This is a genomic window from Micromonospora sp. NPDC005203, from assembly GCF_042872705.1.
Classification (GTDB): Bacteria; Actinomycetota; Actinomycetes; order Mycobacteriales; family Micromonosporaceae; genus Micromonospora.
On the sequence record NZ_JBIAKV010000014.1, the window covers coordinates 105,860 to 127,957 of the forward strand.

At 72.4% G+C, this 22,098-nt stretch carries 23 protein-coding genes and 1 pseudogene; 12 read left to right on the forward strand and 12 right to left on the reverse strand.

Translation table 11 applies throughout. The features are described 5' to 3' along the window. Nucleotides 1–72 precede the first annotated feature (72 nt). Both ACFYPM_RS26225 and ACFYPM_RS26230 read right to left on the reverse strand, forming a co-directional pair. Complete coding sequence (locus ACFYPM_RS26225) at nucleotides 73–726, reverse strand: class F sortase (protein WP_387202071.1); 654 nt, start codon at nucleotides 724–726, stop codon at nucleotides 73–75. After that, the gene (locus ACFYPM_RS26230; RefSeq protein WP_387202074.1) at nucleotides 723–1,553 is read right to left on the reverse strand and encodes a DUF4397 domain-containing protein; all 831 of its coding nucleotides are present in this window, start codon (nucleotides 1,551–1,553) and stop codon (nucleotides 723–725) included. Before ACFYPM_RS26230 ends, ACFYPM_RS26225 begins: the two co-directional genes overlap by 4 nt. Before the next feature lie 230 nt (nucleotides 1,554–1,783). On the opposite strand from ACFYPM_RS26230, the gene ACFYPM_RS26235 reads away from it, so the two are divergent. Next, nucleotides 1,784–2,386 (forward strand): RNA polymerase sigma factor, encoded by a 603-nt coding sequence (locus tag ACFYPM_RS26235; protein WP_387202077.1) that lies wholly within the window; start codon nucleotides 1,784–1,786, stop codon nucleotides 2,384–2,386. Then, a complete protein-coding gene (locus ACFYPM_RS26240) occupies nucleotides 2,340–3,287 on the forward strand; it encodes an anti-sigma factor domain-containing protein (RefSeq protein ID WP_387202262.1) in 948 nt (315 codons plus the stop codon). Before ACFYPM_RS26235 ends, ACFYPM_RS26240 begins: the two co-directional genes overlap by 47 nt. 96 nt (nucleotides 3,288–3,383) lie before the next feature. On the opposite strand, the gene ACFYPM_RS26245 is transcribed toward ACFYPM_RS26240, so the two are convergent. From ACFYPM_RS26245 to ACFYPM_RS26260, 4 genes and pseudogenes are all read right to left on the reverse strand, one after another. Continuing rightward, entirely contained in the window at nucleotides 3,384–4,343 is a 960-nt protein-coding gene (locus tag ACFYPM_RS26245) for an electron transfer flavoprotein subunit alpha/FixB family protein (RefSeq protein WP_387202080.1), read from the reverse strand. 15 nt (nucleotides 4,344–4,358) lie between these two features. After that, nucleotides 4,359–5,138 (reverse strand): electron transfer flavoprotein subunit beta/FixA family protein, encoded by a 780-nt coding sequence (locus ACFYPM_RS26250; protein ID WP_387202083.1) that lies wholly within the window; start codon nucleotides 5,136–5,138, stop codon nucleotides 4,359–4,361. Nucleotides 5,139–5,326: 188 nt separating this feature from the next. Next, a pseudogene (locus ACFYPM_RS26255) lies at nucleotides 5,327–5,733 on the reverse strand (hypothetical protein). 2 nt (nucleotides 5,734–5,735) lie between these two features. Continuing rightward, nucleotides 5,736–6,533 carry a GNAT family N-acetyltransferase gene (locus ACFYPM_RS26260; protein ID WP_387202086.1) on the reverse strand — a complete coding sequence of 266 codons (798 nt, stop codon included), beginning with the start codon at nucleotides 6,531–6,533 and terminating at the stop codon, nucleotides 5,736–5,738. Between the two features lie 42 nt (nucleotides 6,534–6,575). Here ACFYPM_RS26260 and ACFYPM_RS26265 point away from each other — a divergent pair, with 42 nt between their 5' ends. The 4 genes from ACFYPM_RS26265 to ACFYPM_RS26280 are packed head-to-tail and all read left to right on the forward strand — an operon-like array spanning nucleotide 6,576 to nucleotide 11,028. After that, nucleotides 6,576–6,968, forward strand: a complete 393-nt coding sequence (locus tag ACFYPM_RS26265) for a YidH family protein (RefSeq protein WP_387202089.1) — start codon at nucleotides 6,576–6,578, stop codon at nucleotides 6,966–6,968. Beyond that, nucleotides 6,965–7,270, forward strand: coding sequence for a DUF202 domain-containing protein (locus ACFYPM_RS26270; RefSeq protein WP_387202092.1), 306 nt, complete (start codon nucleotides 6,965–6,967; stop codon nucleotides 7,268–7,270). The genes ACFYPM_RS26265 and ACFYPM_RS26270 overlap by 4 nt, the downstream gene beginning before the upstream one ends. Before the next feature lie 27 nt (nucleotides 7,271–7,297). Next, nucleotides 7,298–7,714 (forward strand): PLD nuclease N-terminal domain-containing protein, encoded by a 417-nt coding sequence (locus ACFYPM_RS26275; protein WP_387202095.1) that lies wholly within the window; start codon nucleotides 7,298–7,300, stop codon nucleotides 7,712–7,714. After that, nucleotides 7,711–11,028: a BTAD domain-containing putative transcriptional regulator gene (locus ACFYPM_RS26280; RefSeq protein WP_387202097.1), complete on the forward strand. Its 3,318-nt coding sequence runs from the start codon at nucleotides 7,711–7,713 to the stop codon at nucleotides 11,026–11,028. The genes ACFYPM_RS26275 and ACFYPM_RS26280 overlap by 4 nt, the downstream gene beginning before the upstream one ends. Here the strand turns inward: ACFYPM_RS26280 and ACFYPM_RS26285 are convergent. The 4 genes from ACFYPM_RS26285 to ACFYPM_RS26300 form a co-directional block, all read right to left on the reverse strand. Continuing rightward, the gene (locus ACFYPM_RS26285; protein ID WP_387202100.1) at nucleotides 11,012–11,824 is read right to left on the reverse strand and encodes an ABC transporter permease; all 813 of its coding nucleotides are present in this window, start codon (nucleotides 11,822–11,824) and stop codon (nucleotides 11,012–11,014) included. The two genes, ACFYPM_RS26280 and ACFYPM_RS26285, sit on opposite strands and share 17 nt — an antisense overlap. Then, a complete protein-coding gene (locus ACFYPM_RS26290) occupies nucleotides 11,821–12,792 on the reverse strand; it encodes an ATP-binding cassette domain-containing protein (RefSeq protein ID WP_387202103.1) in 972 nt (323 codons plus the stop codon). The genes ACFYPM_RS26285 and ACFYPM_RS26290 overlap by 4 nt, the downstream gene beginning before the upstream one ends. A 169-nt stretch (nucleotides 12,793–12,961) precedes the next feature. Then, nucleotides 12,962–14,584, reverse strand: a complete 1,623-nt coding sequence (locus tag ACFYPM_RS26295) for an acetolactate synthase (protein ID WP_387202106.1) — start codon at nucleotides 14,582–14,584, stop codon at nucleotides 12,962–12,964. Between the two features lie 122 nt (nucleotides 14,585–14,706). Beyond that, complete coding sequence (locus ACFYPM_RS26300) at nucleotides 14,707–15,480, reverse strand: enoyl-CoA hydratase/isomerase family protein (RefSeq protein ID WP_387202109.1); 774 nt, start codon at nucleotides 15,478–15,480, stop codon at nucleotides 14,707–14,709. A gap of 97 nt (nucleotides 15,481–15,577) precedes the next feature. Here ACFYPM_RS26300 and ACFYPM_RS26305 point away from each other — a divergent pair, with 97 nt between their 5' ends. From ACFYPM_RS26305 to ACFYPM_RS26320, 4 genes are all read left to right on the forward strand, one after another. Beyond that, a complete protein-coding gene (locus tag ACFYPM_RS26305; protein WP_387202112.1) occupies nucleotides 15,578–16,057 on the forward strand; it encodes a DUF6232 family protein in 480 nt (159 codons plus the stop codon). A 95-nt stretch (nucleotides 16,058–16,152) separates the two neighbouring features. Continuing rightward, nucleotides 16,153–16,635: a DUF6232 family protein gene (locus ACFYPM_RS26310; RefSeq protein WP_387202115.1), complete on the forward strand. Its 483-nt coding sequence runs from the start codon at nucleotides 16,153–16,155 to the stop codon at nucleotides 16,633–16,635. Further along, nucleotides 16,632–17,021 (forward strand): hypothetical protein, encoded by a 390-nt coding sequence (locus tag ACFYPM_RS26315; protein ID WP_387202118.1) that lies wholly within the window; start codon nucleotides 16,632–16,634, stop codon nucleotides 17,019–17,021. Before ACFYPM_RS26310 ends, ACFYPM_RS26315 begins: the two co-directional genes overlap by 4 nt. A 47-nt stretch (nucleotides 17,022–17,068) precedes the next feature. Beyond that, nucleotides 17,069–17,797 (forward strand): hypothetical protein, encoded by a 729-nt coding sequence (locus ACFYPM_RS26320; RefSeq protein ID WP_387202120.1) that lies wholly within the window; start codon nucleotides 17,069–17,071, stop codon nucleotides 17,795–17,797. A gap of 271 nt (nucleotides 17,798–18,068) precedes the next feature. Here ACFYPM_RS26320 and ACFYPM_RS26325 read toward each other — a convergent pair whose 3' ends face one another. Next, nucleotides 18,069–18,965 (reverse strand): ribokinase, encoded by an 897-nt coding sequence (locus ACFYPM_RS26325; protein ID WP_387202123.1) that lies wholly within the window; start codon nucleotides 18,963–18,965, stop codon nucleotides 18,069–18,071. Nucleotides 18,966–18,990: 25 nt separating this feature from the next. Next, nucleotides 18,991–19,821 carry an ABC transporter ATP-binding protein gene (locus tag ACFYPM_RS26330; RefSeq protein WP_387202126.1) on the reverse strand — a complete coding sequence of 277 codons (831 nt, stop codon included), beginning with the start codon at nucleotides 19,819–19,821 and terminating at the stop codon, nucleotides 18,991–18,993. Nucleotides 19,822–19,952: 131 nt separating this feature from the next. On the opposite strand from ACFYPM_RS26330, the gene ACFYPM_RS26335 reads away from it, so the two are divergent. Then, entirely contained in the window at nucleotides 19,953–20,960 is a 1,008-nt protein-coding gene (locus tag ACFYPM_RS26335) for an ABC transporter ATP-binding protein (RefSeq protein ID WP_387202129.1), read from the forward strand. Then, nucleotides 20,957–21,973: an ABC transporter permease subunit gene (locus ACFYPM_RS26340; RefSeq protein WP_387202132.1), complete on the forward strand. Its 1,017-nt coding sequence runs from the start codon at nucleotides 20,957–20,959 to the stop codon at nucleotides 21,971–21,973. The genes ACFYPM_RS26335 and ACFYPM_RS26340 overlap by 4 nt, the downstream gene beginning before the upstream one ends. The last annotated feature ends 125 nt before the right edge of the window (nucleotides 21,974–22,098 follow it).

The window sequence follows — 22,098 nt, forward strand, 5'->3', positions numbered from 1 at the left end:
GCCCGGATGGCGGAGGGACCCGGCGCCGGAGCCGGGATGGAAAATCGACCCCGGCCCCGGCTGCGGCCCCGCTCAGGCGGGCACCGCGGTGACGACGATGTTGTCGCGGTACTTGCGCGCCTTGGCGTCGAACGGTCCGCCACAGGTGATCAGAGTCAGCCGGGGCTTGCCGTCCCGGGCGAAGTACCGGTCCAACGGAATCTTGGTCTTCGCGTACTCCTCCCGGGCAACCACCCGGTACCGCCGGGCCGTGCCGTCGCTGCCGGTCACGGTCAGGGTGTCGTTCTGGTCGAGTTCACGGAGTCGGAAGAACGCTCCCCGGCCCTGCTTGGCGCTGTCCACGTGACCGGCGACGACCACCGAGCCAGCGGTTGCCTCCAGGCCGGGTCCGTAGCGGTACCACCCGATCTGGTCGACGCTCGGCGGCACCTCGAACTCGTTCGTCCGCTCGTTGATGCCGACCGCGTTGACGGTGGCGGTGACGTCGATCTCCGGGATCACCAACCGTACCGGCGGGATGATCGCCGCGTCGGCCGGCAGCTCACCGGCGGTGACCGGCACCGAGGGGGCGCTGGCGGTGGCCGCCGGGGTGCTGGCCAGCGTGCTCGCCTCCTCGGCACCCACGTTTCCCGCCGGTTGGGAACCGCACGCCACCACGGCGGCGACGGTGAGCGCGGCAACGCCGGCGGCCAGGGCCGCCAGCGCGCCGCGGTTGCGCACCGTCACCTGCGACCGGTCCGTGCGGTCGCCATCCGCACACCACCGACCAACAGCAGGAGTACGCCGGCACCGGTGAGCACGTACCACCAGGTGTTTACGCCGGTGCCGGCCTGACCGCCGTCACCGCTGGGCACGCCGCCCGGGGCGGAGTGCAGGCCGGTGATGGTCTGCGCCACCACGCCGAGCGTCTTGCCCTCGGCGGAGCCGATCGCGTAGACGATCGTCGCGGTGCCCTCCTTGAGGTTGAGGTCCGCCGGGCCGATGGCCACGGTGTCGGTGCCGGCCAGCACCACGTCCGCCTTCACGGCGCCGGCGGCGACGTCGGCCTTGGCCTCGTTCGGGTTGGTGAGGCCCTTGAAGACCGCGGTGCCGCCGGCACGTACGTCCACCTCAGGGGCGGCGGCGGTGTGCCGGACGATGAGCCGGGCCTTGCCGGCGGCGACCTTCGAGACGTCGTTCACGAACGGGGTGATCTTCGGCTGGCCGGCGGCGTCGAGGTGGGCCGCGATGCTGATGTTCGCCCCGCCCGGGACGGCCGCGTTGTCGACCTTGAGGATCGCGCTGCCGATCGGCTCTCCCGGCTTGGTGAGCGCGATGTCGTAGTCGCCCTCCTCCAGGTTCAGCGGGCCGGCCACGTCACCGGGCTTGAAGTTGTCGAGCGTCTTCTTACCGTTGACGTAGACGTCGACCGGGGTGTCCGGGATGCCGTGCACGACGGAGACCTTCGACGTTGCGGCGTACGCGGGGGTGGCGCTGAGTGCGCCGACTCCGGCGAAGGCCAACGCGGCGACCGCGCCGCCCGCCGCGACCCGGCGGAAGTACGAGAGCTGCATGTCTGCCTCCTGGTGATTGGTGCTGATTCGTCAGGCCTGGCTTGCAGAACTGGTTACGCCGCCGTCCGGACGGGCGGATGCGGATCGGAGGGACTTTTCTTTTTCGGCCCCGACTGCATCCGAACCGGGGTCGCGAGACGAATAGCTGCTGAGATGACATCGACCGGGAGAGTGGGGCGGAGACTGTGGCAGCTACAGTCGGGCATGCCCCATCGAAGGCGAGCCGCCCGATGACGGCCCCGCACGAGGAACCGGACCCCCCGGTGGACGACCTCGACCTCCGCTTCCGCGCGGGCGACGACGTGGCGCTGCGCGAGGCGTACGACCGGTACGGTCGGGCCGTGTTCCACCTGGCCACCTCGATGCTGGCCAACCGCGCCGACGCCGAGGACGTCACCCAGGCGACGTTCGTCGCCGCGTGGCTGGGTCGGGACACGTTCGATCCGGCCAAGGGATCGCTGATCGGCTGGCTGCTCGGCATCGGCCGGCGCAAGGTGATCGACCGGATGCGCGCCTCCGCCCGGGAGACCCGGGTGGTGGAGACGGTCCGGCAACTGCCGGAGCCAAAACCCGCCAACCCGGACCCCGACCGCGTGGTGGACCGGTTGGTGATCGCCGACGAGCTGGCTCGTCTCCCGGACGACCAGCGACGGATGCTGGAGTTGGCCTTCTACGACGACCTGACACACCAGCAGATAGCCACGGTGACCGGAGTGCCGTTGGGCACCGTGAAGAGCCACATCCGGCGCGGCATGGCGAGCTTGAAACGCAGATGGGAGGTGGATGGTGCAGCACCTGGGCCACGAGCGGCTGGTCTTTCTGGCGCTCGGTGAGAGCGAGGCGGACAACGGGGAGAGCACCCACCTCGGCACCTGCGCGCTCTGCCGTGCGGAGGTGTCGACCCTCCAGCAGATGGCCGGCCTCGGCACCGAGACGCAGGGTCTGGCCGACCTGCCCGACCCGCCGGAGCACGTCTGGCAGGGCATCGCCGCCCAGGTCAGGGCTGCGGAGGCCGAGCCGTCACCGATCGAGACACGTCCGCGGCAGCTCCCCGGGCAAGCCGTCGGCACCCGGGCCGAGCCGATCAACCACACGACGATCGGGCAGGCCGTCGGCGCCCGGGCCGAGCCGATCAACCACACGACGATCGGGCAGGCCACCGACACGGCCGCACCGTCCACCGGCACGACGGGCGAGCGTCCCACCGGCACGGCCGCACCGTCCACCGGCACGACCGGCGGACCGACAGTCATCCGGCTGGATCCGGCGCGGCGATCTCGCCGGGGCGCCGGCTGGTCGCGCTGGGCGGCCACCGCCGTCACCGCGGCAGCCGCTGCGGCGGTCGGTGTGCTGGGCACGGTCTCGGTGCTGCGGCCGGACGACCCGGCGCCCGCTCCGACGCCTGTGGTGGTGGCGAGCGCGCCGCTGGCGGCGTACGGGTCGACGCCCCCGGCGGCGAAGGGTGACGCCCGGGTTCTGCGGGACGGCCAACTACATCTGCATGTGGCGAATCTCCCGCGCGTCCCGGGGTACTACGAGGTCTGGCTCATCAATCCGACGACGATGAAGATGTTCTCGGTGGGCACCCTGGGCGGCGGTTCGGACGCGCTGCTGCCCCTGCCCCCGAACGTCGACCTGACCAGCTACTCGGTGGTCGACGTCTCCGCCGAGCAGTACGACAACAACAGCGACCACTCCGGCGACAGCCTGCTGAGGGGCACCCTGACGGGCTGATCGGCGGGCCGGTTCAGCTCCCCGGCCCGCCGATCAGCTCCCATCGAAAGACAGTGGCCGCCCTCGACGGGGGCGGCCACTGGTCTCAGCGCGGGGTCACTTGCGCTTGCGGATCTCCTCGGCGGCCTGCGGGACGATCTTGAACAGGTCACCCACCACGCCGAAGTCGGCCAGCTCGAAGATCGGCGCCTCGCCGTCCTTGTTGACCGCGACGATGGTCTTCGAGGTCTGCATGCCGGCCCGGTGCTGGATGGCACCGGAGATGCCGAGCGCGACGTAGAGCTGCGGGGAGACCGTCTTGCCGGTCTGACCCACCTGGAACTGGTGCGGGTAGAAGCCGGAGTCGACGGCCGCGCGGGACGCGCCGACGGCGCCGCCGAGCAGGTCGGCCAGCTCCTCGACCAGCTTGAAGTTGTCGGCGTTGCCGACGCCGCGACCACCGGAGACCACCACGCCGGCCTCGGTCAGCTCGGGCCGGGAGCCCTTCTGCTCGGCGACCCGCTCGACGACCCTGGCCAGCTTGTCGGTGTCGGTGACCGTGACGGTGAGCTGCTCGATCGTCGGGGTGGCCGCCGCCGGGGCGGGGGTGACCGAGTTGGGCCGGACGGTGACCAGCGGCAGGCCCTTGGTGACCTTGGACTTGACGATGGTGGAGCCGGCGAACGCGATCTGGGTCGCGGTGCCGTCGGTGTCGAGGCCGACCACGTCGGTCAGGATGCCGTTGTCCAGCTTGACGGCGAGCCGGGCGGCGATCTCCTTGCCCTCCTGGGCGGAGGCCAGCAGCACGGCGGCCGGCTGCACCCGCTGGACCAGCTCGGCCAGCACGGTGGCCTTGGGGGCCACCAGGTAGCCGTCGATCTCGTCACCCTCGGCGGCGTAGATCTTTTCCGCGCCGTACTCGCCCAGTTTGCCGCTCAGCGCCTCGGCGGCGCCGGCGCCGCCGAGCACCACCGCGCTCGGGGTGCCCAGCTCACGGGCGATGGTGAGCATTTCCAGGGTGACCTTCTTGACGCCGAATTCCTTTGTGGCTTCGACGACGACGAGAACCTCGGACATCTCAGAACCCCCCTCTCACACGAACTTCTCGGTGGCGAGGAACTCGACCAGCTTGACGCCGCCCTCGCCCTCATCGGTGATCTTGGCGCCACCGGAGCGCGGGGGGCGCTTGGTGTGCTCGACAACGGCGCTGGTGGCGCCGTCGAAGCCCACCTCGGTGGGCGCGACACCGAGGTCGGCCAGGGAGAACGTCTGCACCGGCTTCTTCTTGGCGGCCATGATGCCCTTGAAGGAGGGGTAGCGCGGCTCGTTGATGGTGTCCCAGACGGAGACCACGGCCGGAGTGGCGGCGGTGACCACCTCGTAGCCCTCCTCGGTCTGCCGCTCGACGGTCAGCGTGCTGCCGTCGACGGTGAGCTTGCGGGCACCGGTCAGCGCCGCGACGCCCAGCCGCTCGGCGATCATGTGCGGCAGGACCTGGACCCGGCCGTCGGTGGACTCCGCGCCGCAGATCACCAGGTCGGCGTTCAGTTGACCGAGCGCGGCGGCGAGCACCTTCGAGGTGGCGACGGCGCAGGAACCGTGCAGGGCGTCGTCCAGCACGTGCACGGCCTTGTCCGGACCCATGGAGAGCGCCTTGCGGATCGACTCGGTCGCCCGGTCCGGACCCATGGTCAGGATGGTGACCTCGCCGCCGTGCGCCTCCTTGATCTTCAGCGCCTCCTCGATGGCGTACTCGTCCATCTCGTTGATCACGTTGTTCGCCGAACCGCGGTCGACGGTGTTGTCGTCATTGCGCAGGTTGCGGTCCGCGCCCGAATCAGGCACCTGCTTGACGAGTACGACGATATTCATCGCGCTTCGACGACCCTCCTGTGTGGTGATGCGATTCGCTCGCCCGGTCTGGGGCGCAGCGTCGCGCGTCGGTCGACGCCAGGTCAACCGCGGGCTGCTGTGCAGTTGCCCACGGCGCAATGTTACCTGTCGGTAGCTTGCGCTCCCCGGGGCACTCAGAGTGACACAGCTCACCGACGGACAGGCGGTCAGGCCGGATCGGTCAACGCGCCCCGGATCTGGTCGATGGCCGCCGCCTCGGCGGGCACCACCCCGGCGTGCGCCCGGGCCACCCGATCCGCCGCACCCAACACCACCGAGCGGTACGCGTCCACATCCCGCGGTGACTTGTCCCGCAGAATGCGCACCGCGTGCCGCAGCGCCGGCAGCACCACCGACTCGATCTCCAACTGCGAGTCCCGGGGCAGCCGGGGAAGAGGGCCGGTGGTGAGCGCCTCCTTGACCGTCCCGCTGGCGTTGGCGAGTGCGCTGGACGCGGCGACGCTCTCCCGGATCACCCCAGCACGCCCGGGTGGGCGTTGGACACCAGGAAGACGGCACCGAAGGCGCCGGTCTTGAGGATCAACCGCTCCTCGTCCGTCAACCGCTGCTCCATGATCACGGAGTGTAGACGTACGGGGTGGTGGTGGTGACCGCGACGAGGCCGAGCCGCTGGAGGATCGGCCGGCTGTCCTCGGAACAGTCCACCTGCACGAGCGTCCGACCTCGCTGCTCGGCCAGTCGCGCCCGGTAGTTGACCAACGCCCGGTAGATGCCCCTGCGCCGCCACTGCGGCAGGGTCGAGCCGCCCCACAGGGTGGCGAAGCCGGTGTTCGCCGGGAACCGCACCCAGCCGGCGCTCACCACGGTCCCATCCGCCTCGGCCACCACGACGGTGATCGAGTTCGGGTCGGCGTCGATCTCCTTGGCGAGACCCGTGACGAGATGCGAGCGGTCCTCCCGCCAGACCTCCTCCTCCATGGCGGCGATCCGCTCCAGGTCGGCGCGAGAGGTGACCTCGCGCAGGCGTACCCCCTCGGGGGTGACCGGCAGCGCGGCGGCCAGCGGGGCGACCGGCCCGACCACGACGGTCTCCCGGTCCTCCGGTACGAAGCCGGCGGCGCGCAGCCGGTCCGCCAGGTCCGCCGGCTCGTCGTGCTCGTTGAGCTTCCACTCGACCGACTGGCCGCGCTCGCGGAACAGCGCCACCTGCCGGGCGATCAGCTCGTCCAGCGCGTCCCCGGTGAGTCCACCCAGGTCGCGGTAGGTGAGAAACCCGCCGGCGTCGAGCCCGACGATGCGGACCAACGGTCCGTCCCGCTCGACCGTCACCCCGGCCGGAACCGGGTCGGGGATCTCCGGGCGGAGCTGGTTGTCGTAGGCGGTGCGCAGCGTGGTCACATCAAGATCGGTCACCACACCAGGCTAAGGCCCGAGGGAAGCGGATAATCTCCCACCATGTGGGAGGCGATCAGGCGGTGGTTCGACCCGGCCGACGCACGCTCGGTCGGTGAGACACCCGACTACCGGTTCTCCCTGGCCAACGAGCGGACCTTCCTGGCCTGGCTCCGCACCAGCCTGGCGCTGGTCGGCGGCGGACTGGCCGCCGCGCAGTTCCTGCCACCCCTGCCGATGAGCCATCTGCGGGAGGTCATCGCGGTGGCGCTGCTGCTGCTCGGCGGCGCCGTCGCGGTCCGCGCCGTGGACCACTGGGCGCGCACCGAACGGGCCATCCGGCTCGGCCAGGAGCTGCCCGCCTCCCGATTCCCCGCCGTCCTCGCCCTCGCCGTGGGCGCCGGCGCGGTGCTGCTGGTGATCGCCGTCCTGGTCCGGGCGGTCGGCGGGCGGTGAGCGCCGGACTCGACCCCGGGCTGCAACCGGAGCGGACCCGGCTGGCCTGGCGACGCACGCTGCTGACGCTGACCGTGGTGAGCGCGCTCGCCGTCCGGCTGGCGTCGAGCGGCGGCCTGTTCGGAGCGGTGATCGCCGGTGCGACAGTCCTGGTCTGGGGCGGCGTGCTCGTGCTCTGCTGGCCCCGGAGCACCGGCACCGGGGCGGCCCGCACCGGCGGCCGGACGTTGCCGCTGGTCGCGCTGGGCACCGTCGGGCTCGCGCTGCTCGGCGTGCTGGTGACCGTTCGCGGACTGTGGTGACGCGACGCGGTGCGCCATGATGGGTGGATGGCCCGGCTGTACGTTCTCCTCTTCCTGGTGCAGATTGTCCTCGCCGTCTGCGCGCTGATCAGTTGCCTCTCCGCCGAGGAGGGTCAGATCCGTGCCCTGCCCCGGATCGCCTGGGTGCTGATCATCCTGTTCTTCCCCCTGGTCGGCTCGATCGCCTGGTTCGTCGCCGGCCGGCAGCCCAGCGCCGGCGCCCGCAAGAGCTGGCCCGGCGGTGCCGGATCGCCCCAGCGGCAGCGCCCCCGGCCGGTCGCCCCCGACGACGATCCGGAGTTCCTCCGCTCGGTGCAGGATCGCGCCAAGAAGCAGGACCAGGAGCTGTTCCGCCGCTGGGAGGAGGACCTGCGTCGGCGTGAGGACGACCTGCGCCGCCGCGACGGTGAGCCGCCCCGTGAGGGTGACCGGCCGGACGTGTGAACACCAGCCCGGCCGCGCCGGTGCCGGCGTCCGGCCCGGCGGGCGGCACAATCGGCGGAGTGCAGATCAGCCTGCTCGGCCCGTTGCAGGTCCGGGTCGATCCGACGACGACGATCGAGATCCACGGGGCGCGGCTGCGCCGGCTGCTGATCCTGCTTGCCCTGGCGCCCGGCCGGGTGGTCAGCGTCGCGCACCTGGTCGACGCCCTCTGGGAGGACGAGCCGCCGGTCGCCGCGGGTAACGCGCTCCAGGCGCTGATCTCCCGGCTTCGCCGGGCGGTGCCCGGGCTCGGAGTCGACGCGCGTCCCGGCGGATACCAGCTCACCCTCGACCCGGAGGCCGTCGACCTGCACCGGTTCGAGGCCGCCGTGCTCGCCGGCCGGGCACTGCTGCCCGCCGACCCGGGAGGTGCCCGCAAACTGCTCGAGGAGGCGCTCGCGCTGTGGCGCGGGTCGGCGCTGGCCGACGTGGCCGGCGCCCCGTTCACCCGCGCCCCGCTGGCCCGGCTGGACGAGCTGCGGCTCACCGCCACCGAGGAGCTGATCGAGGCCCGTTCGGCGCTGGAGGAACCCGCACACCTGGTGCCCTGGCTGCGGGAACTGGTCACCGTTCACCCGCTGCGGGAGCGGCTGGCCGGCCAGTTGATCCGCACCCTGCACCGGGCCGGCCGCCCGTCCGAGGCGCTCGCCGCGTACGAGCGGCTCCGCGCCGACCTGGCCGACACGCTCGGCGCCGATCCCGGGCCGGAGCTGGCCGCTCTGCACCTGGCGGTGCTGCGCGGTGAGCGGGCCGACCCCGACGTCGATGCGCCGCCCCGCAGCGCGCCGGCACCGGCGTTCCGCGCCCGGGGCGCCCTGCCGACGGCGTTGACCAGCTTCGTCGGCCGGGAGCAGGCCGTCGACCGGGTCGGCGGCCTGCTCGACCGGGCTCGGCTGGTCACCCTGACCGGGCCCGGAGGCGCCGGCAAGACCCGACTCGCCATCGAGTGCGCCCGCGAGGTGGCGGCGCGGTTCCCGGACGGGGTCTGGCTCGTCGAACTGGCCCCGGTCACCGACCCGGCCGAGGTGCCGCAGGCGCTGCTGGGCCTGCTCGGCCTTCGGGAGCAGGCGTTCTTCGCCGGCAGCCGGTCCCGGATCCCACCGGGGGAGGCCACCGAGCCGACCGTCCGGGCCATCGACGCGTTGGCCAGCCGGCGAGCGCTACTGGTCCTGGACAACTGCGAACACCTGCTCGACGCCGCCGCCGAGTTGGCCGACCGGCTGCTCGCCGCCTGTCCGGACGTACGGGTGCTGGTCACCAGCCGGGAGCCGCTGGGCATCACCGGCGAGGCGCTGCACCCCGTCGAGTCACTGGAGCAGCCGCCCGTGGGTGTCGACCCGGTCAGCGCGCTGACGTACCCGTCGGTGCGGCTCTTCGCCGACCGGGCCGCCGCGGTCCGACCGGACTTCGAGGTGGACGACCGCACGGTCGGGCCGGTGGTGGGCATCTGCCGGTCGCTGGACGGCATGCCGCTCGCCATCGAGCTGGCCGCCGCCCGGATGCGGGCCATGACGGCCGACCAGGTAGCGACCCGGCTGGACGACAGGTTCCGGCTGCTCACCGGCGGCAGCCGGACGGCGTTGCCCCGCCACCAGACGCTGCGCGCGGTGGTGGACTGGAGCTGGGACCTGCTCGACGAGGCCGACCGGGCGTTGTGGCGGCGACTCGCCGTCTTCACCGGCGGTGCCACCGCGGCCGCCGTGGAACGGGTCTGCGGCGGCGGCGAACTGGCCGCGCCCGAGGTACTCGACCGGCTCTTCGCCCTGGTGGAGAAGTCGCTGGTGATCGTCAGCGGTGCCGGCGAACCGCGCTACCAGCTGCTGGAGACGATCCGGGAGTACGGGCTCGACCGGCTGGACGAGGCGGGTGAGGAGCAGCGGGTCCGGCGCGCGCACGCCGACGAGTTCCTCCAGTTGGCCGAACGGGCCGACCGGGAGCTGCGCGGTCGGGACCAGTTGCGCTGGGTCCGGCGGCTGCGCGCGGAGCACGACAACCTGCACGGCGCGCTGCGCTGGGCGATCGGGGCCGACGAGGTCACTCGGGCGGTCCGGTTGACCGGTGCGCTCGGGTGGTACTGGTGGTCGCGCGGCAACCGACTGGAGGGCGCCGACCTCGCTCGGGAGGTGCTCACCCTGGCCGAACGATCCGTCGGGCGGCACGGCGGCGACGATGGCGCCCCGACCGCGACCGCGCTGGCGACCGCGTACCTGGCCGGGGGGTTGAACACCCTCAGTGCCCACGCCGATTTCGAGACGGCCCAGGTCTGGATGCGCAGGACGGTGGCGCTGGCCGATGGCGGCACCGATTCACCCCTGTTGAGGATGGCCGGAGCGATGACCCTGATGTTCGACCCGGCCACGCAGGTGCAGGGGCTGGCCGCGCTGCGGCGGCTCTTCACCGACGAGGACCCGTGGGTGGCCGGGGCGGCCCGCGTGATGCACGGGCACACCCAGCTCAACCTGGGCGCGCCGGCCGAGGGCGCGGCCGACGACTTCCGGGCCGCGTTGGAGCTGTTCAGCAGCGTCGGGGACCGGTGGGGGCTGTCCACCACGCGCTTCTCGCTGGCCGACCTGGCCGGTCGGACCGGCGATCGGGAGTTCGCCATCGACCAGCTCCGCGCCGCCCTGGGCGACGTCGAGGAGCTGGGTGCCGCCGAGGATGTGCCGCAGATGCGGTCCCGGCTGGCTCAGCTGTACTGGCAGGTGGGCGAGCACGAGCTGGCCCGCACGCTGCTCACCGAGGCGCAGCAGGAGGCCGAACGGCTGGGCGCCGACGAAGCGCGGGCCGGCGTCGCCACCGCCTGGGCGGAGCTGCTGCGCGACTGCGGCGACTGGGAGCAGGCGGCCCGGTGGGCGGACCGGGCGGTGGACCTGGTCCGGCGGCGGAGCATCGCGCCACAGTGGAGTGCCATGCTGGCCACCTCGCTCGGGCACGTCGCCGCCGCCCAGGGGGAGCATGCGGTCGCCCGTACCCACCTGGATGAGGCCCTGGAGCTGGCGCTCGCCTCCGGCGACGCGCCGGTGGTCGCGATCACGCTGGTCGGTTACGCGGACCTCGCCCTGCGCAGCGGCCGGCCGGCGGTGGCGGCCACCCTGCTCGGCGCGGCCCACGGGGTACGCGGCGGCGACGACCGGGGCGCGCTGGACGCGACCCGGGTGGCGCTGGCCGCCCGCGCGATGCTCGGCGAGTCGGAGTTCACCGAGGCGTACGCGGACGGCCGGGGCATCCGGTCGGACGGGGTGCCGGAACTGCTGCGGGTCATACTCGACGCTTGAGGCCGCGGACGGCCAGCGGCGCGAAGATCACCGCGATGCCGGCGCCCCACAGCAGCGTCTGGATCGTCGGCCCGGCCACCGGCCCGCCGACCAGCAGCCCCCGCAGCGCGTCGGCCACCACGGTCACCGGGTTGACCTCGACCCAACTCTGCAACCAGCCCGGCATCCGGTCGGTCGGGACGAAGATGTTGCTGGTGAAGGTCAGCGGGAAGATCACCGTGAAGCCGAAGATCTGCACCTTGTCCGGTTCGCTCACCAGCACCCCGACCAGCACCGAGATCCAGGACGCGGCCAGTGTGAACGCCAGCAGCAGCGCGAACGCCCCCACCACACCGAGCACGCCGTTGCCGACCCGGAAGCCGAGGATCGACCCGACACCCAGCAGCAGCGCGATCGACCAGGCCTGCTTGACGGTGTCGGCGAGGATCCGCCCGGCCAACGGCGCCCACCGGGCGATGGGCAGCGCCCGCAGCCGGTCGAACACGCCCTTGGTCAGGTCGTTGTTCAACCCGAACCCGGTCGTCATGGTGGCGAACAGCGCGTTCTGCACCATGATGCCCGGCAGCATGAAGGTGAGGTATTCGCCCGACGACCCGGCGATGGCGGTGCCGAACACATAGGTGAACAGCAGCACGAACATCACCGGCTGAATGCTCAGGTCGAGCAACTCCATCGGGTTGTGTTTGATCTGCACCAGGCTGCGCCAGGCCAGGGTGAGGGTGTGCCGCAGCCCGGCGGCGACGCCGAGTCGACGGGCCGGGGGGGCGAGGGCGGGGCTGAGGGTCACGGCGGTCATGCCGGTGTCCTTTCCAGATCGGTGGCGGCCGGTGCGTCCTCGGCCCGGTGGCCGGTGAGGGAGAGGAAGACCTCGTCCAGGCTGGCGCCGCGCAGCGCCAGCTCGGCGACCGCGATCTCGGCGGCGTCGAGACGGCTGACCACCGCGGGCAGGACGCCGGGATCGTTCACGGCGACGGTGACGGCGCTTTGGGCCACCTCGGGGATCACACCGGACACCTCGCCGACGATGGCGGTGACGATGCCCAGGTCGCTGCCGTCCGCCGGGCGCACGGTGAGGGTCTGACCGCCGGTCTTGGCCTTCAGCTCCTCCGGCGTGCCCTGGGCGATCACCCGCCCGTGGTCGACGACGGCGATCTCACCGGCGAGTTGGTCGGCCTCCTCCAGATACTGCGTGGTGAGCAGCACCGTGACCCCGTCCGCGACAAGCGTGCGGACGAGGTCCCACAGGTCGTTGCGGCTGCGGGGGTCCAGGCCGGTGGTCGGCTCGTCGAGGAACAGCACCTGCGGCCGACCGACCAGGCTGGCGGCGAGGTCGAGGCGCCGCCGCATCCCGCCGGAGAACGTCTTCACGGCCCGGTCGGCGGCATCGCTGAGCCCGAAGTCGTCGAGCAGTTGCCGGGCCCGCCGCTTGGCGTCGGCCCGACTGAGCCCGAGCAACCGCCCGATGAGCAGCAGGTTCTCCGCGCCGGTCAGGGTCTCGTCGACCGAGGCGTACTGGCCGGTGAGGCCGATCAGCTGCCGCACCTGGTGCGCGTCGCGGACGACGTCGAACCCGCCCACCGTGGCATGTCCCTCGTCGGCGCGCAGCAGGGTGGCGAGCACCCGTACCGCTGTGGTCTTGCCGGCGCCGTTCGGCCCGAGCAGACCGAAGACCGTCCCCGTGGGGACCGCCAGGTCAACTCCGGCGAGGGCGGTGGTCGCGCCGAAACGCCGCACCAGACCCTCGGCGCGGATCGCGTGGTCCATCGCAACTCCTGTCGTCTGTGGGGTGATGACACCACCATGGGCGACAGGGCTGACATCCCGCCGTTCCCGCGCTGACGTTACGTCGACCGACGCTGACATTCCGCCTATTTAGCTGCGGGAAGACGCCGCGCCGCCGCCCGCGAGGGGCGACGGCGGCGGCGGGTGCGACTCAGGCGAGGTTCGACGACCGGGGGTACGCGTCGGTCGGGTCGGTGAGCACATTGACCAGGTACGGCACTCCGGCGTCGAACGCCCGCTGCAGGGCCGGACCCAGGTCGGCCGCCTTGGCGACCGTCTCCCCCGCCCCACCGAGCGCGCTGACCACCGTGTCGTAGCGCAACTCCGGTTGGAGGTCGGCGGCCACGTTGTAGCCGTACATGGCTTGCATCGGGTGCTTCTCCAGCCCCCAGATGCCGTTGTTGCCGACGACGATCACCACCGGCAGCTTCTGGCGGACCAGCGACTCGACGTCCATCAGCGAGAAGCCGGCCGCGCCGTCACCCATCAGCACGCAGATCTGCCGGTCGGGGTGACTGACCCGGGCGCCCATCGCGTAGCCCATGCCGGTGCCCAGGCAGCCGTACGGGCCCGGGTCCAGCCAGGTGCCGGGCTGGGCCGGCTCCAGGTACCGCCCGGCGTACGACACGAAGTCGCCGCCGTCGCCGATGGTGATGGCGTCCGGGTCCAGCACCCGACGCAGCTCGCCGTAGATCCGGGCGGGGCGGATCGGGTCGGTCTCGGCGGCCATCTCGGCGGCGTCCCGGGCCTTGGCCGCGTCCTCGGCCACGCGCAGGTCGGCGATCCAGTCGGTGTGATCGGCCCGGTCACCGGCGTGGTCGGCCAGCGCGGAGAGGATCAGGCGCAGGTCGCCGGCGGGGGCGGCGGCCGGCTGCACGTGCGTGGCCCGCTGGCTGGGCGCGTCGACGATGTGCACCACCTTGGCGTCGCCGAAGTCACCGAAGCTGAGCCGGAAGTCCAGTGGGGTGCCGACCACCACGACCACGTCGGCGCCGGAGAGCGCTGCCCGACGGGCCTTGGCGAACGCGAGCGGGTGCGTGGGCGGGAGCGAGCCGCGGCCCATGCCGTTGGTGAAGACCGGCACCTGCAACGCCTCGGCCGCCTCGCGCAGTGCGGCGATCGCGTCGCCCGCGTACACGTCGGAGCCGGCGATGATGACCGGTCGCTGTGCCCCGGCGATGAGCAGCGCGGCGCGGCCGACCTCCTCCGGGTCCGGTACGACCGGGTCGACGCCGGAGGCGGTGGGCAGGTCGACCTCGGCGACCGAGAAAATCGTCTCCAGCGGGAAGTCGAGGAAGGCCGGACCACGGTGCGGGGTGAGCGCGGCGGTGAGCGCGGCACCCACCGCACGCGGGATGTCGTCGGTGCTGAACACCGTCTCGGCGTGCTTGGTGACCGGGGTGACCAACGGCAGGTGATCCATCTCCTGGAGGCTGCCGGAGCCCCAGCGGAACGCGGGCGCGCGGCCACCGAGCACCAGCACCGGGGAGGCGTTGAAGAACGCGCTGGTCATGCCGGAGATGCCGTTGGTGACCCCGGGTCCGGCGGTGAGCACCGCGAGGCCGGGCCGGCGCTGCAACTTGGCGACCGCCTCGGCGGCGAACACGGCGGACTGCTCGTGCCGGACGTCGTAGATCGGGAAGTCGGTCTTGTACGCGGCATCGTAGAGCGGGAAGACGTGCCCGCCGGAGAGTGTGAACATCTCCCGTACGCCGTGCGCGCGTAGGGCCGCGAGCGCCAGCTCGCCGCCGTGACCCTCGATCCGCTCCGTCATGTCGCTCCCATCGTCCGTGGCCGGGATCACAGGTTACCGGCCAGTCACTTGGCCGTCCGACAGTGGTCCCGGCCGGTGGACGCTACCGAGGCCAGGGGACGTTCTGGGGGTGGACCGACGGGTCAGCGGCCGGTGAAGTCCGGCTTGCGCTTCTCGACGAAGGCCGCCATGCCCTCGCGCCTGTCGTCGGTGGCGAACAGCGCCGCGAAGAGCTGACTCTCCCAGGCCAGGCCGGAGTTCAGGTCCATGTCCAGGCCGCCGTCGACCGCCAGCTTCGCCGCGCGCAGCGCCTGCGACGGCCCGCTCAGGTACGGGGTGACCAGCGCGACAGCCGTGTCGTACACCTCGGCGGCCGGGGCGACCCGATCGGCGAGGCCGATCCGCAGCGCCTCCTGCGCGTCCACCATCCGCCCCGACATGATCAGGTCCTTGGCGCGGGCCGGGCCGACGAGGCGGGCCAGCCGCTGGGTGCCGCCGGCACCGGGGATGATGCCCAGCTTGATCTCCGGTTGGCCGAGCTTGGCGTCCTCGGCGACCACCCGCCAGTCGCAGGCCAACGCCAGCTCACAGCCGCCACCGAGGGCGTACCCGGTGATCGCGGCGACCACCGGCTTCGGGATCCGGGCGATCGCGCCGAGCGCGCTGGACAGGTTCGCGGCCCGGTCGGCCATGTCGACGTAGGACATCTCGGCCATCTGCTTGATGTCCGCACCGGCGGCGAAGACCTTCTCCCCGCCGTACACGATGACGGCGCGGACCTCGGGGTCGGCGGTGGCCGCCGCGGCGGCGGCGCGCAACTCCTCCTGCACCTGGGTGTTGAGCGCGTTCATCGGCGGCCGCTCCAGCCGGATCGTGCCGATGCCGCCAGTGGTCTCCAGCCGGACGAACTCTCCCACGGTGCCTCACTTCCTCGTCGAAGTCGCGTGCCAACCTTACGACCCGGCTCGTTTGGGTAAGTAGTGTGGTGTCAGCCCCGTGGGCGGGAGTCCAGACATGGTCACGTATTACGACGACAGGTCGGTGCAGGTCACCTCCACCACCTTCCGAGCCGACGGCCGCAGCTACGCGCTCACCGACATCACCATGATCTGGCACCGCCGCGGCAGCCGTTCCTGGCGCGTCCTGGTGGGGCGTGGCGCGATCGGCGCCGCCCTGGCCGGTCCGCTGGTCGCGGCGGTCCTCGGCATCGGCGTGGCCATCTGGCTGCACCGCTCGCTCACCGTGACGATCGCGATCGTCGGCGCGTCGGTGCTGGTCGGGCTGGCCGTCGGGCCGGTCGCCGACTTCCTCCTTGAGCACCTGGACCGCTCGTACGCCCAAGGCAGCCGCCAACTGGAGATCTGGGCCCGCTGGCGTGGCCAGCCGGTGCGACTGCTGCGCACCGGTGACGCGTTGCGCTTCGGCCAGATCTACCGGGCGGTGCAGCGCGCGGTCGAGCACAGCCAACCGGCCCGCCCCGGCACCCGCCGCTAGCGGCTTGCCAGTCGTGGACAGTTTCCGTCAGCGGCTGACGGAAACGGTCCACGATCGCTGGGGCGCGGGTTGCCTGCCGGTGGTTAGGCTTAGTGATGACCCTCTATTACCGGGACGACGCGGTGCAGGTGACCTCCGAGTCGATCCGGGCGGGCGGTCACGTGATCGCCCTGTCCGACGTGGCGTTCGTCTGGCACGCGCGGGGGCAGAAGACTCTCGCCGTCCGCGGTCGCGTGCTGGGGCGTGGCGTCCTGGTGCTGCTGCTCTCGCTGCCGCCGTTGGTCGCCCTGGTCTGCGTCGTCTCACTCGCGTGGTCCGCGCAGGACCGGGGCAACTGGAAGCTGGCGCTGATCATCCTCGCCGCCTGCGCGGTCGGGGCGGTGGTGGCTCTGCCGTTCCTGGAGATCCCGCTGGGCTGGCTGGACCGCTCCTACGAGCGCGGCAGCCACGTGCACGAGCTGTGGGTGCAGCACCACGGCCGGGAGGACCTGCTGGTGCGCACCCCGGACGCGCTACGGTTCGGACAGATCTACCGGGCCGTGCAGCGCGCCGTCGAACAGCAGGGGGACCATCGATGACCACCCGCCGCGGCGAGGCCGTCGCCCTGGCCGGCCTGCTCGCCGCGGCCGGCGTCACCCATCTGGTACGGCCCGGCTTCTACGACCCGATCGTGGCGGGCGCGTTGCCCGGCCCGGCCCGCTTCTGGACGTACGCCAGCGGGGTGGCCGAACTCGCGGTGGCGGCGGCGGTCGCGAACCCGGGGACCCGGCGGGCCGGCGGTCGGGCCGCCGCCGCGCTCTTCGTCGCCGTCCTGCCGGCGAACGTGAAGATGGCCGTGGACTGGCGGCACCGACGCCCGACGAAGCGGGCCATCGCGTACGGCCGCGTGCCGTTGCAGGCGCCGCTGTTCTGGTGGGCGCTGCGGGTGGCCCGCGCCGACACCGCCGGCCGACCTTCACGCTGACCGGCTCCGTCGGGCGGTTGCGGCGCGGCCGACGCACACTTGGTCCCATGGCGATTCCCCTCCCCACCCCGACCGCCGTTGTCGGTCTGACCCGCTTCGCTCTCGACCAGGCGCTCGGCTCGGCCGCCTCGATGGCCGCCGTGCCCGCCCGCGCGTTCGCGGTGCTGGACGGGGTGGAGGCGCTGCTGGCCCGGATCAACGGCGTGGTGGACCGGATCGAGACGACCCTGGACCGGACCGACCAGGTGCTCACCGACGCCGAGGCGGCGGTCCGCCAGGTGGCCGTCATCAGCGCCGCCGCGACCACCGCCATCGACACGGCCACCGAGGTGGCGACGGCCGCCGCCGTGGTGGTCGCCGAAGCCGACCGGGTGTCCCGGTCGGCCGGCTCGGTGGTCGCCGAGGCCGACAAGGTGGCCGGCCGGGCCGCCGCCACCGTGGGCACCGCGACGGAGGCCGCGGCCACCGCCGCCGAGTTGCTGGCGGCGTACGAGCCCGCGTTGCGCCGGGCCGCGCCGATGGCGCGGAAGTTCGTCGACGAACTGAGCCACGAGGAGATCAGCGCGGCGATCCACCTGATCGACGAGTTGCCGAAGCTCAGGGAGCACCTGACCGCCGACATCCTGCCGATCCTCGCCACCCTGGACCGGGTCGGGCCGGACCTGCACGACCTGCTGGACGTGACCCGCGACCTCAAGCTCGCCGTGGCCGGCATCCCCGGGCTGGGCATGCTGCGTCGACGCGGCGAAAAGCTCAGCGACGAGCCCGTCGGCTGAACCCCTCCCCTCGGGCGTTGGGGATCACCATTCGCCGATCTCGGCGGTGGGCAGGTGCACCGCGCCGGGAAGGTGCCCCTGCGCCCAGGCGGCCGCGCCCGGGAGTCGACGACCATCAGGCCCGGGGTACGGACCGACAGATCGGCGGGCACGTCGCTGACGTCGGTCTCGACGCTGGGCCGATTGTGGAAGCGGGCGGCGGCGGCGGCCGGATCGGCCGGCGGAACGGCGAACGTCTAGGTCATGCACCGACGACGTGGCGCGGACGCGCTCAGGCCGGCGCGTACAGCTCGTCGATCTCGGCGCGTTGCGGCAGCGCCACCGAGGCGCCGAGCTTGCGGACGCAGGCCGCGCCGGCCGCTGACGCCCAGCGCACCGCGTCGACCAGGTCGCGTCCCTCGCCCCAGCCGACGGCCAGCGCGGCGGTGAACGCGTCACCGGCGGCGGTGGAGTCGACCACGTCGACCCGCACCGCCGGCACGTGCACGTCGGTGCCGTCGCGGTCGACGTACCGGGCGCCCTCGCCGCCGAGTGTGAGCACGGCCCGGGGGGTCAGGTCGAGCAGCGCCCGGGGGTCCTCCCGGCCACGGCCGGTGAGCGCCTGCGCCTCGCCCTCGTTGACGACGAGCACGTCCACGGCGGCGAGCAGCTCGGGCGGCAGGTCCCGGGCCGGGGCGGCGTTGAGGATGACCCGGCTGCCGGCGGCGCGGGCGGCAACCGCGGCGGCCGTCACGGTCCGCACCGGGATCTCCAGTTGGGCGACCAGGACGTCCGCCGCGCGCACCGTGGCCAGGTCCTCCTCGGTGAGGTCGACCAGGGCGTCGTTGGCGCCGGGGGTCACCATGATGGCGTTCTCACCCTGGGCGTTGACCATGACCAGCGCGACGCCGGAGGTGCCGTAGACCACGCGTAGCTGGCTGGTGTCCACCCCGGCGGCGGTGATGCGGGCCTTCAGGGTGACGCCGAAGGCGTCCGAGCCGATCGCGCCGAGGAACGCGCAGGAGGCGCCGGCCCGGACGGCGGCGATGGCCTGGTTGGCACCCTTGCCGCCGGGCACCATCACGAAGTCGGTGCCGAGGGTGGTCTCACCCACCCGGGGCAGTGCGGGTGCCATCGCGACCAGGTCCATGTTGGCGCTGCCCACCACGGCGACCCGGGTCTGTGGCACTGTCGTCTCCGCCCTGTCCTGACGCTCAGGCGGCCCGCGCGGTGTAACGGTCGCCCGACCGTTCGACAACCAGCGGCAGGCCGAAGGTCTTGGAGAGGTTGTCGCCGGTCAACGTCTCGGCGAGCAGACCCTGGGCGACCACCCCACCCTCGCGCAGCAGCAGCGCGTGGGTGAACCCCGGCGGGATCTCCTCCACGTGGTGGGTGACGAGCACCATCGCCGGGGCGTCCGGGTCGTACGCCAGCTCGGCCAGTCGGGCGACCAGGTCTTCCCGGCCACCCAGGTCGAGCCCGGCGGCCGGCTCGTCGAGCAGCAGCAGCTCCGGGTCGGTCATCAGTGCCCGGGCGATCTGCACCCGCTTGCGCTCACCCGAGGAGAGCGTGCCGTAGCGGCGTTCGGCGAGGCCACCGACGCCGAGCTGGCTCAGCAGTGCCCGCGCCCGCGCCTCGTCGCCAGGGTCGTAGTTCTCCCGCCAGCGGCCGACCACCGACCAGGCGGCGGTCACCACCACGTCGGTGACCCGCTCGTCGGCGGGCAGCCGCTCGGCGAGCGCGGCGGTGGTGAGCCCGATCCGGGTACGCAGCTCGTTGACGTCGGTGCGGCCGATCCGCTCGCCGAGCACGTGCGCGACACCGGTGGTCGGGTGCAGCCGACCCGAGGCGAGGTTGAGCAGGGTGGTCTTGCCGGCACCGTTGGAGCCGAGCACCACCCACCGCTCGTCCAACTCGACGCGCCACGTCAGGTCCTCGAGGAGGGCGGTGCCGGACCGGCGTACTCCGACGCCGTCCAGGCTGACCACCAGATCCGGGTCCACAGGCGCGGCGCCGGCAGCGCCAGGGATCAGGTCACCAGTCACCGCACCATCCAACCACGCAGCGCCGTGGTGCCCCCCACGGGCGGCACCTCGGCCATAGGGTGAAGCGCCGTGTCGTTGATCACCAAACCCGGAGGACGGCTGATGTTCCGTCAAGATTCGGAGCCGCGCAGATGAGCGCGGTCATCGAGATCGAGGGTCTGCGTAAGACCTTCCGCAGTCTGCGCAACGGCCGGCGGGTGGCGGTGGACGGGTTCGACCTGTTGGTCGAGGCCGGCCAGGTCCACGGGTTCCTGGGGCCCAACGGCTCCGGCAAGACCACCACCCTGCGGGCCCTGCTCGGCTTGGTACGCGCCGACGGTGGACGGATGACCGTGCTCGGCCAACCGTCGCCGGAGCTGCTGCCCCGGGTGGCGGGGCAGGTCGGCGCGATCGTCGAGAGCCCGCAGTTCTTCGGCAACTTCACCGCGTACCGCACGCTGCGCCTGTTGGCTCGCGCCGGTGGGGTGCCGGTCTCGCGGGTCGACGAGGCGCTGGAGACGGTGGGTCTGCGCGACCGGGGCGACGAGCGGGTGAAGGGCTACTCGCTGGGCATGAAGCAGCGCCTCGCGGTGGCGTCCGCGCTGTTGAAGGAGCCGCGGTTGCTGATCCTGGACGAGCCGGCGAACGGGCTGGACCCGGCGGGCATCCGGGAGATGCGGGACCTGATGCGGTCGCTGGCGGCCAACGGGGTGACCGTGCTGGTGTCCAGTCACATCCTGGGTGAGATCCAGTTGATCTGCGACCACGTGACGATCATTTCGCGGGGGAAGCGGGTGGCGGCCGGCCGGGTGGACGAGGTGCTCGCCGGCCACGACCGACACGAGTTCGTGGTGCGGGTGGCCGAGCCCGAGCGCGCCGTGGAGTTGCTGCACGCGGCCGAGCTGACGGCGGTCGTCGACGGCGAGGCGCTGGTGGTGAGCGGCGTGAGTGACGGAACGGTGATCAGTCAGGTGCTCGGCGAGCAGGGGCTGTGGGTGGGCGAGCTGACGCCCCTTCGGCCGGATCTGGAGAGCGTCTTCCTGGAGCTGACGGGCGCGTACGCGCAGTCGTCGGTCCCCCGGCAGGTCGACGGCTCGGCGCTGCCGGACGGCGAGCAGGGCGAAGCTGTGATTGATCTCAATCGGGGAGTGGACGCGTGAACCTGGTTCGTGCCGAGTTGGAACGACTGTTCAGTCGTCGTTTCGTGCAGCTCATGGTCGTCCTGTTGGCGTTGGCGTTCGCCGTGACGGCGGCGACCACCCTGGCCGGGTCGCACAAGCCGAGCGCGAGCGAGCTGAACTCGGCGCGGGAGCAGGCCGCCGAGCAGCTACAGGGGATGGAGACCGCCTACCAGCAGTGCCTGGCCCGACAGAACGGCACGCTCCCGCAGAGCGAGATGAACCAGTACTTCCCGGCGGAGTGCTCGGAGATGGACCCGGTCCGGCTTGAGCAACTGCCGACCGCCGCCGACTTCCTGCCGGGGGTGTTCAGCTTCGCCCAGCAGGCGCGGCCGCTGCTCTACTTCCTCATCGCGTTCCTGGTGCTGTTCGGGTTCCTGGTCGGCGCCTCCTACATCGGCGCGGACCTGAACTCCGGCGGAGTGGTGAACCTGCTGCTCTGGCGGCCACGCCGGTTGACGGTGCTCGGGGCCAAGTTGGGCACCCTGCTCGGCACGGTACTGGTCCTGGCTCTGCTGGCGTCGGTGGCCTACCTGGCCACGTTCTGGGTGATCGGGCAGACCGCCGGGTTGCCCGGCCGGTTGAGTGGGGACTTCTGGCGTTCGCTGGGCGCGGTGCACGGCCGTGGACTGGTGCTGGTGCTGCTGGCCAGCGCGGCGGGCTTCGCCATTGCCACGCTGGGTCGGCACACCTCGGCGGCCCTCGGCGCGCTCGCCGCGTACGTGGTGGTCTGGGAGTTGGGCGGCCGGCTGGTCCTGGAGATCGTCGACGCCCCGGAGTCGGACCGGTTCATGCTCTCCAGCCACATCGGCGCGTGGCTCAACGGCGAGGCGCGTTTCTACGACGCACGGATCTGCCGGGGCGGCAACGTCGGCTCCTACTGCGAGGGGCTCTACACGCTTACCTGGTTGCCGTCGCTGTTGGTGTTGCTCGTGCTCACCGGTGGGCTGACCGCTGCGGCGTTCGCCGTGTTCCGCCGACGCGACCTGCTCTGAGTCGCGGTTCGCCGGGCCGCCCGCGTGGTCGTGGGCGACCCGGCGGACGATCGCGACACGCCACCCGGCGGTCATCGCGACACGGCAAGAGCTTGCAACCAGTCAAGCTGCGGTGAAATATTCCT